The following is a 16,680-nucleotide window of genomic DNA, read 5'->3' as shown; positions in this document are numbered from 1 at the left end:
TAAGAAGGAAAACAATAAAATATAAAAAAAAGGTTAAGAAAATTTTTCTTAACCTTTTTTTTATATTTTAACCTTTGAATTGCCCCATTGCAATGAATTTATCCTGTCTTTGGGTTTCAAGTTCCTGGCCTGTGAATTTTGAAAACGCTTTGATATTCTGTAAAATTGAGTTTTTCAAATTCAGGAAAGTTGTTTCCGAATCATAATGTGCTCCTCCAAGTGGCTCTTCAATGATTCCATCAATGAATTTTTCTCTTAAAGCATCTTTTGGAGTAAGATTCAGCGCATTGGCAGCATCTTCTTTGTGGTCCCAGTTTCTCCAAAGAATTGAGGAACAGCTTTCAGGTGCAATTACCGTATACCAAGTGTTTTCTAACATATATACTTTGTTACCTACACCAATTCCTAATGCTCCACCACTGGCTCCTTCTCCAATAATATAAGTAAAGATCGGGGTTTTAAGCTGAACCATTTCAAAAATGTTTCTGGCAATTGCCTCTCCCTGACCTCTTTCTTCTGCTTCCAATCCTGGGTAAGCTCCCGGTGTGTCTACTAAAGTTACTACAGGAATCTGGAATTTTTCAGCAAGCTTCATCAATCTCAAAGCTTTTCTGTATCCTTCAGGATTCGGCATTCCAAATCTTCTGTATTGTCTTTCTTTAGTTGTTCTGCCTTTTTGAGTTCCAATAATCATTACTCTTTGACCGTCAAGAGTGATTAAGCCTCCTACCATTGCAGGGTCATCAGCAAAATTTCTGTCACCGTGAAGTTCTAAGAAACTGCCTTTGTCTGCCATTCCATTGATATAGTCTAAAGCGTAAGGACGATCCGGATGACGGGAGAGTTGTACTCTTTGCCAAGGAGTCAGATTTCCGTAGATTTCTTTTTTCTTTTCTAAAATCTTATCCTCAATTTGGCTGCATGCTAATTTTACATCAACACCACTTTCTTCTCCTACTAAAGAACAAGTTTGATATTGATCCATTAATTCTTTTATAGGAAGTTCGAAACTTAAATATTCCATTTCTTGAAGTAAATTAAATCTTTCAAATGTATGAAAAATATGGTAATTTTATTTAAAATTATTTATAGCATTGCTTATTCTGGAGATAGTTTCCTCTTTTCCAAGAAGTTCCATGATGTCCGGAACATCAGGTCCTTTCAGTTCTCCTACTAACGCTAAACGTAAAGGCATCATCACTTTACCCATCCCCAATCCTTTGTTTTCAGCGAAGTCATGAACAATCTGTTTCAGGTTTTCAGTATTAAAGTCCGCTCCCTCCAAATTTGTGGACAATTCCCCTAAAATTGCGGAAGTTTCATCATTCCATGCTTTTTTTGAAGCTTTTTCATCATAAGACGTTGGAGCTTCGAAGAAGAACTTCCCGTTTTCATAAATGTCTTTAGGGAAAGTTGCTCTTTCTTTCATCAGGTGGATTACTTTTAATAATTTCTCATCAGAAAGAGTAAGGTTTAAATATGAATTTTTAAGAATATTCAATAAATCTTCGTCAGATGTTTTCTGAATATACTGGTGATTGAACCATTCTGCTTTTTCTTTACTGAACCTTGCTCCGGCTTTGTGAACTTTATTTAAATCAAATTCTTTTGCCATTTCATCTAGGGATAAAATTTCTTTATCATCTGCAGGAGACCATCCTAATAAAGCAACCATATTAATAAACGCTTCCGGAAGATATCCGCTTTCTCTGTATCCTTTAGAAACATTTCCAGTAACAGGATCCGTGAAGTTCAGCGGGAAAACCGGGAACCCGAATTTGTCGCCGTCTCTTTTGCTTAATTTTCCTTTTCCTTCTGGTTTTAAAATTAATGAAAGATGAGCAAACTGAGGTGCTTTCCAGCCCATGGCTTCATATAACAAAGTATGTAACCCTAAAGAAGGCAGCCATTCTTCACCACGGATCACGTGAGAAATTTCCATTTCGTGATCATCGATAATGTTGGCAAAATGGTAAGTCGGCATTCCGTCGTTTTTTACCAAAACTTTATCGTCTAAAGTATTTGTATTAACAGATGATTTTCCGCGGATGATGTCTTCAAGATTTAAAGTTCTGTCAACAGGCATTTTGAATCTTACCACATACGGTGTTTTTTCATCCAGTAATTTCTGAACTTCTTCTTCAGAAAGAGCAAGGCTGTTTCTCAATCGGTTTCTTGTTTTGTTGTCATAAGAGAAAACATCACCCCTTGCTTCATATTCAGCACGGATGGCATCCAGTTCTTCAGCTGTGTCAAAAGCAATGTACGCATAATCTGTTTTTAAGATCTGCTCTGTATATCTGTCGTAAATATCTCTTCTTTCAGATTGTCTGTATGGAGCAAATTTTCCTCCTTTTTTAGGACTTTCATCAGCGATGATTCCGCACCATTCAAGAGCTTCTTCTATATATTCTTCTGCTCCTTCTACGTATCTTGCGGTATCCGTATCTTCAATTCTTAATACAAATTCACCACCCTGATTTTTGGCAAAAAGATAATCATATAATGCGGTTCTTACGCCTCCCAAATGCAAAGGTCCTGTAGGACTTGGAGCAAAACGTACTCTTACTTTCTCCATTTCAATTAAAATTTTGGTGCAAATTTAAGAAAATGGAAGGTACTATATAAAGGATATTAATAATTATAATGTAGAGAAGTGTTTAATTAATTGATTTAATTGTAAAAATAAACAAAATTTAATGTCAATTTTAGTTTTGAAAAGGTATTTTGATTACTTTCGCTGAAAAATTTTTATAAAAACTGAATTTATGTTAGAAATTGGAGAAAGACCTTTGGGAAAATATTACGTTTTAGCAGATGAGCCTAATTATAAGCTAAAAAGAATTGAATTACAGACAGGAACCTACTTTGAGGAAGATGATATTGTAAGGGGTGAGGATATTATGATAGATAATAAGAAATAATGCGTATAATAATGACGCCTCATTATATTAATAAGCTAAAGCTTTTACCACTTTTGCTTATTGCTTTTATCACTTCCTGCTCACAACAGGAAGAAAGTTTGTTAGCTGAAAATATACCTGCCGTATCTGATAATAATATTGAGTATGGAGGAGTGATGAATTATCTTACGGATATTGGAACTGTGAATATTAATGTAATGGCAAATGGGAATTATCCGGGAAAAAATGATGCCTCCTATATAAAGAATATCAATTCGCCTAATTTTTCCTATTGTCATCCCGATGTAGAATATTTTCCTAATGGTTTCAACGGATATAAATACTGGATGGTTTTCACTCCTTTTTTTGGAGTAATAGGAAACGTTCGTGAATCTGAAAGATATGAAAACCCAACCGTCGTTGTTTCTAATGACGGATTAAACTGGAGTAGCCCAAATGGTATGACTGGTCCTCTGCAGAAAGCTCCATCATTGAATGAATCCTTCCCAGAAAAAGATGGCGCAGCTAAATATACCTTTTGGTCCGATGTGGACTGGACTTTTGAAAAAGGTAAGTTTTCGTTGTATTATAGAGGAAGCTTTATAAAAGCTAGTTCATTACAGAATAGAGGCGCTAAAAGCCAAAATAATTTGAAAAAATTAAAAAATAATGCTCAGCGAACCATTGTAAGGCAGACTTCTACAAACGGAATATCTTGGAGTCCCTTAGAAGCTGTTTATACCAGTAATCCCCCTTATTCTCCTAAAAATAATCATATTCTTTCACCCAGTATTGTTTATGACGGTCAAGAGTATGTAAGTTTTGAAGTAGAAAATAATATCAGTCCAAATTTTCCTGGAAATGATCCGTCATATATTATTCAAAGGACTTCTAAGAACGGGTTGGATTTTTCAAATTTTCAGCAAAGTAAGGTAGTTAATTTCATTAATAAACCCTGGACAAATGTAAATCCTGAATATGCTCCATGGCATATACAGGCGTCTTATGTAGATGGATATTACTTTTTATGTATTGCTGCTGGCGAGGTTAGGAAATATACTTCAGATATGCTTTATCTAGCTTATTCTAAAGATGGGCTCAATTTCAAGGTATTAGCTAAACCATTTGTAGAACAAAATACATACAGATCTTGTTTTTTTCCCATGCATACAGATAATGAGAACATTGATTTTGGAGCTATTATTGCCTATAAATCCGGAGTGTTTAAGTATAGAGAATTTCAGCTTAATAAGAAAAAGCTGGACGCTTGTCTTACTAAATAATAATTTTCAGTTTTAAAATTAAAATATTTATTGATAGTGAAAATCATTATTAAACTATTATTCTTCGCTATCATTAATTATAATTAACACGACACAATATCAGTATTGTGTCGTGTTAGTTTTATCTGAAAAATCTAAAACGTTTTTTCTCTTTGTTTTTATTCCAGTTTGACTGTAGAACAATACCGAGATAATTTTCCTCCAAAGATTCTAACGTAAATTTTTGTTTAAGAAAATCATCATATTGTTTTTCGTAATGAAAAACTTTGAAAAGGGGCTCAGCCGGATAAATAGGAATTACGGCATTTTTTAATAACCATTCTCCGTACCAGGTAAATTCACTTGGTCTTTCTTCAAAACAAGATTTGAAGGTGAGGTTTCTCTTTTTCAGATAATTTTCTTCAAATGATCTCCAGACTTTTGTAGACCAGATAACAGGAGAAGGCCCGAAATCGTATATTTTTCCTTTCCTTTTAAGTTTATCCATAATATATCTTCGGTCATTTAAAAACTCGTTTTTGGGGTTATAACCTATTTTTTCAATATTGTTACTGCTCCAGCCAAATAATTCTTTCTGTTCATGAATGACAGTGTACGGAATTTCATCGGAATACATGAAATCCTGAAAATAAAAATCTTTTATAAAATGACTATCGGAATCTATGCATACATAATTCTCACAGATATTTAATTTATGTACCTGTGATTTTATGATTTGCTGGTAAACCCAATTATTTTCTATGGAACATGGATCAATCTGACTGTCCTTTATCAGCTGAAAATTTCTTTCTTTGAATTCCTTGTCAAAAAAATTAAAATCTTCATCATTTACAGAAACTACCAACGGTAGATTGTCTTTATTATGTTTTATAATTGAAGCCAATAATTTTTTAAAAACAAGGAAATCATTTTTATAAGTCTTTATAAATAAGATAATTTTTTCCATTACAATTTTGAATAAAGTCCATTGTATATTCCTTTAAAATATGCTTTTGCCAATGAGTATTGCTTATTTTTAAAAGCATTTTTGGCAAGCTTCCAACGTTCTTTTTTTACAAATTTTATATTCCCATTATACATTCTACAAAGCCAGAATCGGTTCCTTGTCATATAATATTCATAGAAGCTTCCTTTATCACTATAAGTATTAAAAGCTAAAATAGTGGTATTTACAGCTAATTTCCAGTTGCTTTTTTGTTTAACTCTAAGACACCATTCTGATTCTTCATAATACATGAAAAAACGCTCATTCATAAATCCAATATCGTCCAAAACTTCTTTTCTGAACATAATGGCACTACCATCCACATAATCAATATTATAATTGTATGATGGCATTTGTACTTCTGATGTATCAATATTAAAATTCACATGTCCCCCCATAAATCCTCTTTCAGGAAACAATAAGCCGCCATCAGAATAAATTTTACCTGAATTATTTCTGTAGCATATTCTAGGGCCAATAACTCCTACTTCGGGCTGATTCTGCAGATCATTGTATAAACCCTCGATGGAGGAAATACTGATATCAATATCAGGATTCAAGAGCAGAAAATATTTTTTTCCATCACTTATAGCCTGCCTAATAGCCAGATTATTACCATAAGCATAACCTCCATTTTTATTACTTATAATATAGTTGATTTTGTTTTGCAGGGAGAACTGTGTGATCCTATCCTTATCATCAGAGTTATTATCTACAATATAAATGGATTTTTCAATGCAGCCTTCATCTAATAACTTACTTACTTCACGAGAAGTATCATCAAAAGAATTATAATTTAAAATAATAATTGCTAAATCTTGCATAGAGGTATTAATATATAAAGATAGAATATATGGTAATTAAAAAGTTAAGCTATTTTTCCAAAGTTCAATAGATTTTTCTTCTGAGAAATTATTCTTGAAAAAGTGTATGGCTTCCTGTTTTTGTTTTTCGTAGTCGGATGGGTTATTTAAAAGATTTTTGATAATATCTGCAAATTCTTTCTCATCATCACTCACCAGACAGCCGTTATTTTTTTTGTCTAAAAAACCATCAATCGCTTTTTCCGTTCCTACAACGGGTAATCCGAAAGATAATGCCTCTACAACTTTAATTTTGATGCCGGTTCCTTTCAGCATCGGGCAAATTGCTATTTTACTTGCATGATAATATGTTTTAAGATCATCTGCAAAAAAAAGCTTTTCGATATTGGGATGATCAGGAACATGTTTACAAATTCTTCCGATAATGCAGATTCTTATTTTTTCGGAAAGCAGGGGCAGAACTTTTTCAACAAACCATTGAATTGATAATACATTGAAAGGATTATCAGAGCCCACGAAGATTAAGTCATATTTCTTTTGCTGGCTCGTATCATCGAAATTTTCAGGGAAACTTGGTGGGATATTGATCACTTTTTCACCCAGGAGACTTTTAAATATAAAATATTCATCCTGAGAAATGGTAATTACTTTATCATAGAACGAAAGATTGTTGATTTCCTCCCCAAATTTTTTGCCTAAATCAATAGTTGCATTATTGTAAAATTCGTTTAAGGTAATCCAGTCGTGCGTGTCGATAATTGTTTTTGCTCCTTTTAAGTCCTGACCTCGGATAAGATCTGTCCAGTATTCATAATTAATTACAATATAATCATACTTTTTCTGAGCAAGAACTGTTCTGAAATTATCTTTTAAAAAATGAGTAAGGTATTGGTTAGGATTTTTTTCCCCATATTTCTTGAGAAACTTATATTTCCAATATTCAAAAGTTAGTTTTTTCTTCGGCGGGTTGGTTTTCAGAACAAAGACATTGTCAATGATTTCAGGAGCCATATTTTCAAAAGAATCTCCAAAACTTTTATAGTAATCCTCTACACCTACAAGATCGATGCTTAATCCCAATGACTTTAGCTGCATAAGGTTGGTATAACAACGCAATACATTTCCAGCACGCTTTGAAAATGGATTTTCAGGAAAAAAGAAAAGTAGCTTTTTATCGGAAAAGTTCATGATATTTATTATAATTTCAAATTACCTTTTGTTTTTGGTTTAACTTTTAGAAGAACTACTTTCTAAGGAATTTGTAATAAAATGCTTAATTTCGTTTTTCCTAAAAAATAAAGGCACGACAAAATAATAAATTAAAAATGGGAATTAAAAGATTTTTTAAAAATAAAATAAAGGATCGAAATTTTATTAAAAATAAAAGAAAACTTGAGATTAATAATTTTGAAATAAAGTTTTTTGAAAACTATTCTTTTAATTTCGAAATAAATAAAAACCCCGAAGTTTCCATCATAATTTTTTTCTCAGGCTCAATCAGACAAACTTTAAATTGCCTTTATACACTGGAGCAGTATGATAAAAATATTTCTAAAGAAATTATTATTATCAATAATGAAAGTCTGGAAGATACATTACAGTTTTTAGACAGAATTCCTGGAATCGTAATTATTAATAGTGATAAAGATGCTGATCTTACGCAAAATATCAATAAAGGTATAAAGTCTGCAAAAGGAGTCTATATTTATATGTTGAACAGTAGTGTTGAGATTCAGGAGTATTGTTTATCCAGTCTGTTAGATGTTTTTAAAACAAAAGAAAATGTCGGAGCGGTAGGATCAAAAATTGTTTCACCAGATAATACATTACAAGAAGCAGGATGCCTTATTTTTAAAAAATCTGGAATTATCAGTATCGGTAGAGGAGAAGCTATTGATGCTCCTCAATATGATTATTTGAGAAAAGTAGACTGCTGTTCAGAAAACAGTTTATTATTTAGCAGGATAAATACGGAAGGAAATCTTAATCTTCTCGATGAAGCTTTTTTATCTGTTGATTCCGGGGTTGCAGATTTGTGCCTTAGACTGAAAAATAAGCAAAAATTAGATACTTATTACCAACCTCTTTCGGAAATTGTTCATTTTGAAAATATTCCGAATAAAGAAAAAAAACTTTTTGCAAAAGACAAGAGAACTTTTCTGGAAAAATGGGATAATTATTTTACAAATGAGATGTTTTTACCAGATGGAAAGATCAATTACAATACCCATTTCAAAAAGCCGAATTTTCTTTTTCTGGAAGAAAATATGCCAAAACCTGATCAGGATTCAGGATCGAGAAGATTTTTGGAAATTGTAAAGATCCTCCAGAAAAACGGGCACAGAATTATTTTGGCAGTAAAGCACTTTGAAGAATCCATTGACCGTCCTTATGTGAAATTTTTCAGGTCAATTGGAGTGCAGGTTTGTATGGATTATGTTACTCCAAAAGATAAAATTATAAAAGTTGCAGATCAGATTGAAGAAGCGATTCATTCTGTTGATATCATCTGGATTTTCCGCCCTATCGGTTTTGATCATTGGTACGGCCAGATCAAAAATAAAATTTCAGGAAAGAAAATTGTGTATGATATGGTTGATCTTCACTATCTTAGAATGGAAAGGGAGAACGGCTATATTGACCTAGTAACAAAAGAAAGAGAAAAAGAAATAAAATTCTTCAAAGAAAAAGAATACTTCGGAATGAATACTTCTGATGCGGTTCTTTCCATAAGTGACGAAGAAAAGAATACAGTTTCTAAAAACGGAGTAAAATCTGATAAAATTTTCACAGTAAGCAACATCCATAAACCTGTAAATGCTAATGCTGTAGGTTTTTCAAAAAGAGAAGGAGTATTGTTCATCGGTGGATATAATCATTTACCAAATATTGATGCGGTTAAATTTTTACATGAGAGCGTTATGCCTTTGGTTTGGAAAAAGAATGAAAATATTAAAGTATTTATTTTAGGCCCGGATTTCCCAGAAGATTTAAAACAAAAATATCATTCAGATAAATTCCAGGTTTTGGGCTATCAGAAATCGGTTGACCATTGGTTTGAAAATGCAAGAGTTTTCGTAGCACCGCTTCGTTACGGAGCAGGTGTGAAAGGGAAAATCGGACAGGCATTGGAGTTTAAGTTACCGGTAGTTACTACAGAAATAGGAGCAGAAGGTATGAGCTTGGAAGACCGGAAAACCGCTTTGATCTCCGATGAAAATCCACAGAATTTTGCAGATAAAATCCTGGAGCTGTATAATGATGAACATCTTTGGCAAACTCTGCATGAAAATAGCCTGCAACCGTTATCGAAATTCTCTATAGAAACTCAGGAGGAAAATATAAAGAAAATGTTGGAATATCTAGGATTTAAAGATTAATTCTTATAAATCCTTTGATACTTTTTCGGTTTGAATAGTTTATACATAAGCTTTCTGTACCATTCATTATAATATTTGGCTTTGTACTTTTTATTTTCACGGATAAGACTCATAATCGAATGAAAATCGAGCCCATTCTGTTTGTAAAAAGTATAATGCTTTTTGTAAATTTCAAAAAAATTATCAGAAAGCTTTGAGCTGTTGTCAATGCTCGTGTTTGTCAAAGAATTGGTCGTGTTTCTGATCCTGTAAAAAAACAGAAATTCTTCAATCTTATTGACTTTTGCTCCTTTTTCAATTAAATAGATCCAGAAATCCCAGTCTTCGTAATAATTTAATTTTGTATCAAATCCGCCAACTTTTTCAAAATCTTCTTTGTAAATAAGTGCTGTGATAGGAATGCAGTTTTCAATTAAAAAATCAAATGTATTAAATGGCTGAAGAACCCATTCTTTATCTGTTTTTTCAAAGAATTTACCTTTGGTGTAGCAAATTCTGATTTCAGGTTTGTTTTTAAGGATCTTATGGGTCTTTTCAAGGAAAGTTTTGTCTATGATATCATCACAATCCAGAAAAAGAAGATATTTTCCCGAAGCATGCTTCACTCCGTTATTTCTTGCAGAAGATTGTCCCTGATTTTCCTGATGGATAATTTTCAGATTTTTAAAAGCTTCATTGCTTTCAATCGAATTTAATAGAGTACGATCGGAACCGTCATTTACGATTATAATTTCAAAATCCTGGTAAGTTTGATCATAAACACTCTTAAGCGTTTCATAAATATAGTCTTCACCTTTGTAATAAGGAATAATGACGGAAATTTTCTCGCTCATATCTTAAGAAGTTAGTGTTTTGAACCAGCTTTCAAAGTTATATTTATTTTTGATTTCTAAAGGAATTTCAAAGTAAGATGTTTCAATAAAATTATTAAGTTCACGCTCAGAATCTTCACCAATAATGAAGATATTTTCCTTTCTGTAAAAATCATAATTTTTCACATGTGGATTATCCGTGATAATCTTTTTTTCATATTTTAAGGCCTCAAAAAAACGGAATGAAAGTCCATTATGTTCCTTTAATTTTAAATCTAAAAGAGCTTTCGAACTTTTTACCCATTTGATATTTTCATCATAAGTTAGAAAATCATTAGTAAAAACAATTTCTCCGTCTTTCTCTCTTTTATCCCAATTAAAAAGAAGTATTTTCTGTGAAATTTTCTTCAGGCTTAAAGTTTCTGATATTTTCTTTAGAGCTTTAAAACGTTCTTCAACATATGTCCCGATGTAAAAAACATCATTTTCAATCTTAGCCGAGTCGTTTGTTTCGTCAAAAGTAAAAAAGAAATTGGTGAGGAAGAAAATATTTTTTTGTTCATCAACGTCGTCTGGATCAAATACGAAAAATTTATCAAAAAACTTTAGCTTGGGATAAACACTGGGCGTTCTTTTGAGTCCATCCCAATGATTACCGATGAGTTTTTTAGTTTTCGTTCTAATGACACTTATGAATTCGTCCGAAAAAAACTCGGTAGTCATCATCAAAATTGTATCATATTCCGGAAGGTTTCTGGCTTTTTGAAGAAGCGTATTTTCTATAAATGAAGCTCTGAGTTTTTCTTTATATTTTTTATCACCTAGAAAAATTTTCCGGTAGAGATTAGTCAGTTTTTCCCCTAGATTCTTATATCTGAACTTTTCTTCAGAATATAACATGAAATCAACATTATCATAGTGCAGATCCTTTAAGTTTCTTTTGATAAGATCTGAAATTCCTGCATAGTTGTGCATAATGATAAGTATTCTGCTCATCGGTAAAAATATTTAAAAAAGAGAGAAAATAAGAAATGTTCAGATTTTAGGTTTTGTTCCAGGACCTGTCTTTCTTTTTGAACTGTTTCTACAAATCGCTTAACTTTCGGATCCGTGTTTTTCTCCAGAAAACTGCTGAATTTTCTTTCTTTATCATTGAGGGTTCTGAATTTTATTTTAAAATCCCTAAATGTTTTGGCTTTTTTATTATAGTCAAATCTATTGATCAGCTTTTCTTTGGAAGCCTCATTTTTCGGGTAAGATATTCCTCCCACCTGTTGTTCATTGTGAATACGATAAGAGAAAAGTTTTTCGTTTAGAAACGCGAACTTTTTTTGTTCTGATGAGTTAAGTGCGATCCATTCATCATGATGAAGACCTTCAATATTGGGAAAAGGCAGAACTTGAGGTAAAATAGATTTTCTCAAAGCCATTGCTGCTCCTGTCGCAAAATTGCCGATTGTTGCAAAAATTTTAAAATAATCGATTTCTTGTTTATTTGCGTATAAAAATTCCGGAACGTCCCAAACAGTATACAGATCCTGCTTTTGATTATTTTCATTAATGATGTGTCCGTTGGAACAAAGAACATCAGTTTGCTTATTCAGCGTGAAAAATGTATCGAAAGCCTCTACTTTATTCTTTTCCCAAACATCATCCTGATCGCTTAAGAAAATAATCTCCCCGGTACACAGAGAAACAGCTTTTTCAAAATTCTTTACACTTCGTAAATTCTTTTCATTAATGTAAATCCTGAATATTTCGGGGAATTTCTTTTGATAATCGCCTAAGATTTGGGATGTTTTATCTGTTGAACCATCATCGCATACAACAATTTCATCTACTTTAAGCGTTTGATTTAAAATAGAATCTATTTGCTGACGAAGAAATTTTTCGCCATTATAAGTACAGACTGCAACAGATATTTTTGTCATTTATTCAGATTAAAAACCGTATTTATCCAATGATCGAGTGTATATTTATAATAGATTTCTTGTGGAATACTTTGGTATTCTGTTTCAAAAAATGACTTTTCAATATTACTGCAATCATCATTCATAATTAATATATTATTAGGATTATAAAAATCGTAATTTTTTATGGTAATATTATCTGTAATGAATTTTTTTTCCAGTGCCATTGCCTCAAAAATACGGAAGCTTAATCCCATTTGATTATTTCGTTGAAGATCAAGAATCGCTTTTGTATTTTTATAAAGCTTGGGCAAAGATTGTTGGGGAATATTCTTGGTTCTGAATGTAATAATGTCAATGTTCTTCTGATCAATTATCTGGGTAATTTTCTTTTTCCAGCTTTTTTTTCCGGCAACAATTGTCTTGAAACAGATATTGAGTTGATTTATTTTGTTAATCAATACGTTTAGTCTTTGCAATCTATGAGTATCATATGATGTGATGTAGAAAAGATCCAATTTAGGATGCTGCTTTTTTGCAGGACAGAATTCCAGATAATTATAATTCGTGATTTTATGAAACCCAAAATTTGCTACATCCTCATCATCAAAAGAAAAAACGGTATCAAAAAAATGTAAAATATGTTCGGCCGGATTTCTAGACATACTGTCGTAGAGATAAGCAATATTTCTTTTTGCATATTTTCTGATCTCTTTATGAACCCTTTCTTCAATAGCTTCAGGATTAATGACAAGAATCTGATCCTGCTTCCCTATTTTATGCAAAGACTCTATAATGAAATTTTGTCTTTTTCCGTGCTTGAGATTTTTGCCTAAGAAAACTTTACTGAAGGTATTTTTTACTCTTGCTCCAAAATTTTTGTGAGTGAAAGCTCCAATGTTGATGTGGTATGCCTCAATGCCTTTTTCTTTGAGCTTATTAACGATATGCTCGTCATAATGCCAAAAATCAAAACTAATCAAACAAATTTTCATATCACAAAAATAAAGATTTTAATTTTTAAATTTATACTTTTGAGCCAAACCCTGCTTTCTCAATGAAAAAAAATGTTCTGATAGATGTTGAACGATTAAAATATCCAAAATCTGGAATCGCAAACGTTTGTTTATCACTGATAAAAGGATTGGATCAAAAAATACCTGCGTTTAACTATACATTTTACGGGCCAAAAGCGAATATCCCAACTACAAAATCCAGATTCACTATTATAAACTGGAAATTTTGGCAAAAGAAAATTCCTGTATCCATCGTATCTTATGCCCTTATTCATACAACGCATCAGCTTTCTGAATATTTTCATCAAATTAAAAAAGATCAGAAAAAAGTAGTGACATTGCATGATCTTAATTTTCTTCACGACAAAAGTTCTCAAAGAAAAATAGAAAAAAGCAGGCGCCTCGTACAAAAGAATATTGGTAATGCTAATGCTATCGTTTGTATTTCAGAATTTGTAAAAGATGATTTTATAAAGAATAAGCATTTATTCCAACTGAGAGACAATGTAAAAATAGAGGTGGTTTATAATGGCCTAATGTTTCCGGAAAAAGAAAACTTTTTACCCACAAGAAACTATTCTTTTATTAATGAGAAGTTTATACTGAATATTGGAGTTCTTTTTCCCAAAAAAAATCAAAATGTGTTATTGGATTTAATTTCTAAAAACGATAGACATCTGGTTCTGATCACAAGCTCTGCAAAATCGGAGTACAAAGAAAGATTTCTTGAAAAAATTAAAATACTGGGACTTACTGAACGGGTACATATTTTAGAAAATGTAGAGAATGAAGAGAAATATTTTCTACTTCAGCATTGCGAATCCTATTGTCACCCCTCATTGGCCGAAGGTTTTGGAATTCCTCCTGTTGAAGCTATGTATTTTGGAAAACCTGTTTTCCTTAGTAAGTATACAAGCCTTCCTGAGATTGGAGGCGATTTAGCTTTTTATTTTGAAGATTTTACTGCGGAAAATATGAACAATGTCTACCTTGATGGAATTTCAAAATTCAATGAAGATAAAGTTGCGTTTCAAACCAAACTAAGAGACAGAGCTTTAGAATTCAGCTATCTTAAAATGGCTGAATCGTATGAGAATATTTACAAAGAATTATTGACCTAAAATTTTAGTTTTCCTAACTTAAGCTTCCATTTAAATGTAGTGATGCTGTCACCATATTTGATATCGATACGTTTGATTTCAAACTTATTTTTCCATGGATATGACTCTATTTCGTTTCCGATTCTTAAGGCAGCAGTAATTCCCGATTCTTCAAGCATTTTAAAGAAGGTTCTTTTTTTATTCTTCTCCTTCGGGAATTTTCCATAGGGATATGCTAAGACATTAGAGAACTGGATAGAATTTTCTTTTAGAAGCTCTATGTTTTTTTTGAGGTCTTCTCTGGCTTCTTCAACAGGCATTTCAGAATAATTTCGATGGGTATGGCTATGAAGAGCGATTTCTATAAGTTCAGGATTTAAATTCCTGATTTCATCAAAATTCATGAAATTCCTTTCATCAGAATGTATTGCATTTTGAATGTATTCCGTAGGAATAAAAATGGTAGCTTTCAACTGATATTTTACCAGCAGAGGAAGTAAATATTCAAGATTGTTGTAATACCCATCATCAAATGTCAGAATGATTTTGTTCGGAGTATTACTTTCATTATAAAGATCCCTGAAAAATAGCGTATTGAAGTTATTTTTTATATAAATAAGCTGTTCTTCCAGATTTTCTGTGGTTACAATGAGGTTATCTTTGGGAGCCAGTTCCTTTGGCAATACCTGATGATACATCAGAATACGAACGGTTTTTCTTTTTGACAAACCGAATAATCCCTTAACTGCGTTTATCAGCATGCTTTACCGAATTTAGAAATTTCGTGTAGTTTTTTATATTTTAAGAAAGTATAAAAAGCTGCGGTTGCTGCTGCATAATACCCAACCAGGCCATCTAAAAAACCTAACCGGATAATGTAAGACTTGATAAATTGATATATCGGTTTGAAAATGATTTTAAGTGCATTTGACCTTTTCCCATTTGCATACATTTTTTCAGCCATCATCGAAGTGTATTTGTTGGATTTTTCGATGTGGTGATAAATATCCTTGTAAGTATAGTGGTTTATTTTACCCTCTATTTTGCCTTTTTTTTCTGAAGTGATAAAACATTCGTGAACGATATCTTCAGAATATTTTCCAAAATTTCTTTTAAAGAGTCTTTCCCTTTTTGTATTTCCCCAACCTCCATATTTTAAGGCTTTTCCCAGGAAAATATTATTAAAAGCAAATTCATAAACATTGAATGGTGAAGTTTCAGCTCCCACAATTTTTTTTATCGATTGTTGCGCCTGCTGATCCGGAATTTCATCGGCATCTAAAAAAAGGATCCAGTCTCCGCTACAAAGACTTATCGCGTAGTTTTTTTGTTTGCCAAATCCTTCGAATTTTTTCTGTACAAATTTTACTTTTGAAAACTTTTCACAGATCTCTACAGTATGGTCTGTCGAAAAACTGTCAACGACAATAATCTCGTCAGCAAGATCATGAATTGAGATGAGGTTCTTTTCAATAATCCGATCCTCATTGAATGTAATAAATGCTACGGATAGCTTCATACTGTATTGATGTTTAATACAAAAATACAGTTTATTTTGAGATCCGGAAATTTTATAAATGTAAGACTTATATATATTCTTCTTTTAAATATTCATAAGTTTTAAAAGAGCTTAATGCACTTAGATAGGAGAGGATGATTCCCTTTCTGCCATCTAATATTCCCAGCTTTAAAATGTACATCTTAAAAAAGTTGAAAATACTTTTTGTGATTTGCTTTATAAACATATAAGACACATTTTTCTCACGCAGGTCTTTTGCTTTTAGTTGTGCATAATGTATCACCTTATGGTAATAAGCTTGATAAGAATCAAAAGAAAAATGTAAAAGGTAATTTTTAAGGGTTCCCGGATTGTTTAGATTTTGAAGCCCTTCGTGTACTCTTTTGTTTTCATCATAGTTGCCTACTGTTTTTTTAAAGAGACGAATATTTTTATCATTTTGTGTCCCAGAATAATGTACAGGCTCACCCATGAAAAAGAATTTTCTTTTAAAATAATAAGCGTCTTTTGCTTTAGGATTTTGTATTTCCTGTAGAATTTCCGCCTTAAGAGCTGGAGTTACTCTTTCATCTGCATCCAGAAATAAGATCCATTCAAAATTAGCGTAGGAAAGACATAAATTTCTTTGTTTGGTAAAGTCTTCAAATTTATTTTGATAAAGCTTTACTTCAGGAAATTTACTTTTAATAATATCGATTGTTTTATCTGTACTGTAGGAGTCTAAAACAATGATTTCATCTGCAAAATCTACGGATCTTAAGGCTTCTTCTATATTTTTTTCCTCATTATAGGTTATAAGAAGTGCACTTATCTTCAGGTTCTTCATTTTCAACAACTAATTAGTATGTATTAGATAATAAAAGTTGTAAAAAGTTAATCAATCGTTTGTATGATTTTAGCAATAAAAAAATAACACTCTGATAATGAGTGCTATTTTTTTAAGAAATC

Annotated in this window: 16 protein-coding genes; 4 read left to right on the top strand and 12 right to left on the bottom strand. The window is 31.9% G+C overall.

What is annotated here, in order from left to right:
* Window positions 1-67: 67 nt before the first annotated feature.
* Together CLV73_RS11230 and gltX are read right to left on the bottom strand one after the other, a co-directional pair.
* Window positions 68-1,024: an acetyl-CoA carboxylase carboxyltransferase subunit alpha gene (locus CLV73_RS11230; RefSeq protein WP_100376887.1), complete on the bottom strand. Its 957-nt coding sequence runs from the start codon at window positions 1,022-1,024 to the stop codon at window positions 68-70.
* A 48-nt stretch (window positions 1,025-1,072) separates the two neighbouring features.
* Window positions 1,073-2,578: a glutamate--tRNA ligase gene (gltX, locus tag CLV73_RS11225; RefSeq protein ID WP_100376886.1), complete on the bottom strand. Its 1,506-nt coding sequence runs from the start codon at window positions 2,576-2,578 to the stop codon at window positions 1,073-1,075.
* Between the two features lie 190 nt (window positions 2,579-2,768).
* On the opposite strand from gltX, the gene CLV73_RS18920 reads away from it, so the two are divergent.
* Together CLV73_RS18920 and CLV73_RS11220 are read left to right on the top strand one after the other, a co-directional pair.
* Window positions 2,769-2,924, top strand: coding sequence for a cupin domain-containing protein (locus CLV73_RS18920; RefSeq protein ID WP_157798780.1), 156 nt, complete (start codon window positions 2,769-2,771; stop codon window positions 2,922-2,924).
* A complete protein-coding gene (locus CLV73_RS11220) occupies window positions 2,924-4,186 on the top strand; it encodes a hypothetical protein (protein ID WP_228424319.1) in 1,263 nt (420 codons plus the stop codon). The genes CLV73_RS18920 and CLV73_RS11220 overlap by 1 nt, the downstream gene beginning before the upstream one ends.
* Window positions 4,187-4,307: 121 nt before the next feature.
* Here CLV73_RS11220 and CLV73_RS11215 read toward each other — a convergent pair whose 3' ends face one another.
* From CLV73_RS11215 to CLV73_RS11205, 3 genes are read right to left on the bottom strand one after another with little or no spacing between them, the layout of a single operon-like run.
* A complete protein-coding gene (locus CLV73_RS11215; protein WP_100376884.1) occupies window positions 4,308-5,132 on the bottom strand; it encodes a DUF6492 family protein in 825 nt (274 codons plus the stop codon).
* Window positions 5,132-5,995, bottom strand: a complete 864-nt coding sequence (locus tag CLV73_RS11210; protein ID WP_100376883.1) for a glycosyltransferase family 2 protein — start codon at window positions 5,993-5,995, stop codon at window positions 5,132-5,134. Before CLV73_RS11210 ends, CLV73_RS11215 begins: the two co-directional genes overlap by 1 nt.
* A gap of 36 nt (window positions 5,996-6,031) precedes the next feature.
* Window positions 6,032-7,183, bottom strand: a complete 1,152-nt coding sequence (locus CLV73_RS11205; protein ID WP_100376882.1) for a glycosyltransferase — start codon at window positions 7,181-7,183, stop codon at window positions 6,032-6,034.
* 137 nt (window positions 7,184-7,320) lie between these two features.
* Between CLV73_RS11205 and CLV73_RS11200 the strand changes: the two genes are divergently transcribed.
* Window positions 7,321-9,375, top strand: coding sequence for a glycosyltransferase (locus tag CLV73_RS11200; RefSeq protein ID WP_100376881.1), 2,055 nt, complete (start codon window positions 7,321-7,323; stop codon window positions 9,373-9,375).
* On the opposite strand, the gene CLV73_RS11195 is transcribed toward CLV73_RS11200, so the two are convergent.
* From CLV73_RS11195 to CLV73_RS11180, 4 genes are read right to left on the bottom strand one after another with little or no spacing between them, the layout of a single operon-like run.
* Window positions 9,372-10,208: a glycosyltransferase family 2 protein gene (locus tag CLV73_RS11195; protein WP_100376880.1), complete on the bottom strand. Its 837-nt coding sequence runs from the start codon at window positions 10,206-10,208 to the stop codon at window positions 9,372-9,374. The two genes, CLV73_RS11200 and CLV73_RS11195, sit on opposite strands and share 4 nt — an antisense overlap.
* 3 nt (window positions 10,209-10,211) lie before the next feature.
* Window positions 10,212-11,183 (bottom strand): hypothetical protein, encoded by a 972-nt coding sequence (locus CLV73_RS11190; RefSeq protein ID WP_100376879.1) that lies wholly within the window; start codon window positions 11,181-11,183, stop codon window positions 10,212-10,214.
* The gene (locus CLV73_RS11185; protein ID WP_100376878.1) at window positions 11,180-12,118 is read right to left on the bottom strand and encodes a glycosyltransferase family 2 protein; all 939 of its coding nucleotides are present in this window, start codon (window positions 12,116-12,118) and stop codon (window positions 11,180-11,182) included. The genes CLV73_RS11190 and CLV73_RS11185 overlap by 4 nt, the downstream gene beginning before the upstream one ends.
* Window positions 12,115-13,092 carry a glycosyltransferase family protein gene (locus CLV73_RS11180; RefSeq protein ID WP_100376877.1) on the bottom strand — a complete coding sequence of 326 codons (978 nt, stop codon included), beginning with the start codon at window positions 13,090-13,092 and terminating at the stop codon, window positions 12,115-12,117. Before CLV73_RS11180 ends, CLV73_RS11185 begins: the two co-directional genes overlap by 4 nt.
* A 62-nt stretch (window positions 13,093-13,154) precedes the next feature.
* Between CLV73_RS11180 and CLV73_RS11175 the strand changes: the two genes are divergently transcribed.
* Complete coding sequence (locus tag CLV73_RS11175) at window positions 13,155-14,234, top strand: glycosyltransferase family 4 protein (protein WP_100376876.1); 1,080 nt, start codon at window positions 13,155-13,157, stop codon at window positions 14,232-14,234.
* Here CLV73_RS11175 and CLV73_RS11170 read toward each other — a convergent pair.
* The 3 genes from CLV73_RS11170 to CLV73_RS11160 all read right to left on the bottom strand — a co-directional run bounded on the left by CLV73_RS11170 (window position 14,231) and on the right by CLV73_RS11160 (window position 16,558).
* Window positions 14,231-14,974 carry a polysaccharide deacetylase family protein gene (locus tag CLV73_RS11170; RefSeq protein WP_100376875.1) on the bottom strand — a complete coding sequence of 248 codons (744 nt, stop codon included), beginning with the start codon at window positions 14,972-14,974 and terminating at the stop codon, window positions 14,231-14,233. The genes CLV73_RS11175 and CLV73_RS11170 overlap by 4 nt on opposite strands.
* On the bottom strand, window positions 14,968-15,732 hold the full coding sequence (locus CLV73_RS11165) for a glycosyltransferase family 2 protein (RefSeq protein ID WP_100376874.1): 765 nt from the start codon (window positions 15,730-15,732) through the stop codon (window positions 14,968-14,970). Before CLV73_RS11165 ends, CLV73_RS11170 begins: the two co-directional genes overlap by 7 nt.
* Window positions 15,733-15,799: 67 nt before the next feature.
* Complete coding sequence (locus tag CLV73_RS11160) at window positions 15,800-16,558, bottom strand: glycosyltransferase family 2 protein (protein WP_100376873.1); 759 nt, start codon at window positions 16,556-16,558, stop codon at window positions 15,800-15,802.
* Window positions 16,559-16,680 lie beyond the last annotated feature (122 nt).

Source organism: Chryseobacterium geocarposphaerae (assembly GCF_002797535.1).
Lineage (GTDB): Bacteria > Bacteroidota > Bacteroidia > Flavobacteriales > Weeksellaceae > Chryseobacterium > Chryseobacterium geocarposphaerae.
Note: the sequence above shows the minus strand (reverse complement) of the source record. Positions and strands in the feature narration are given on the sequence as shown.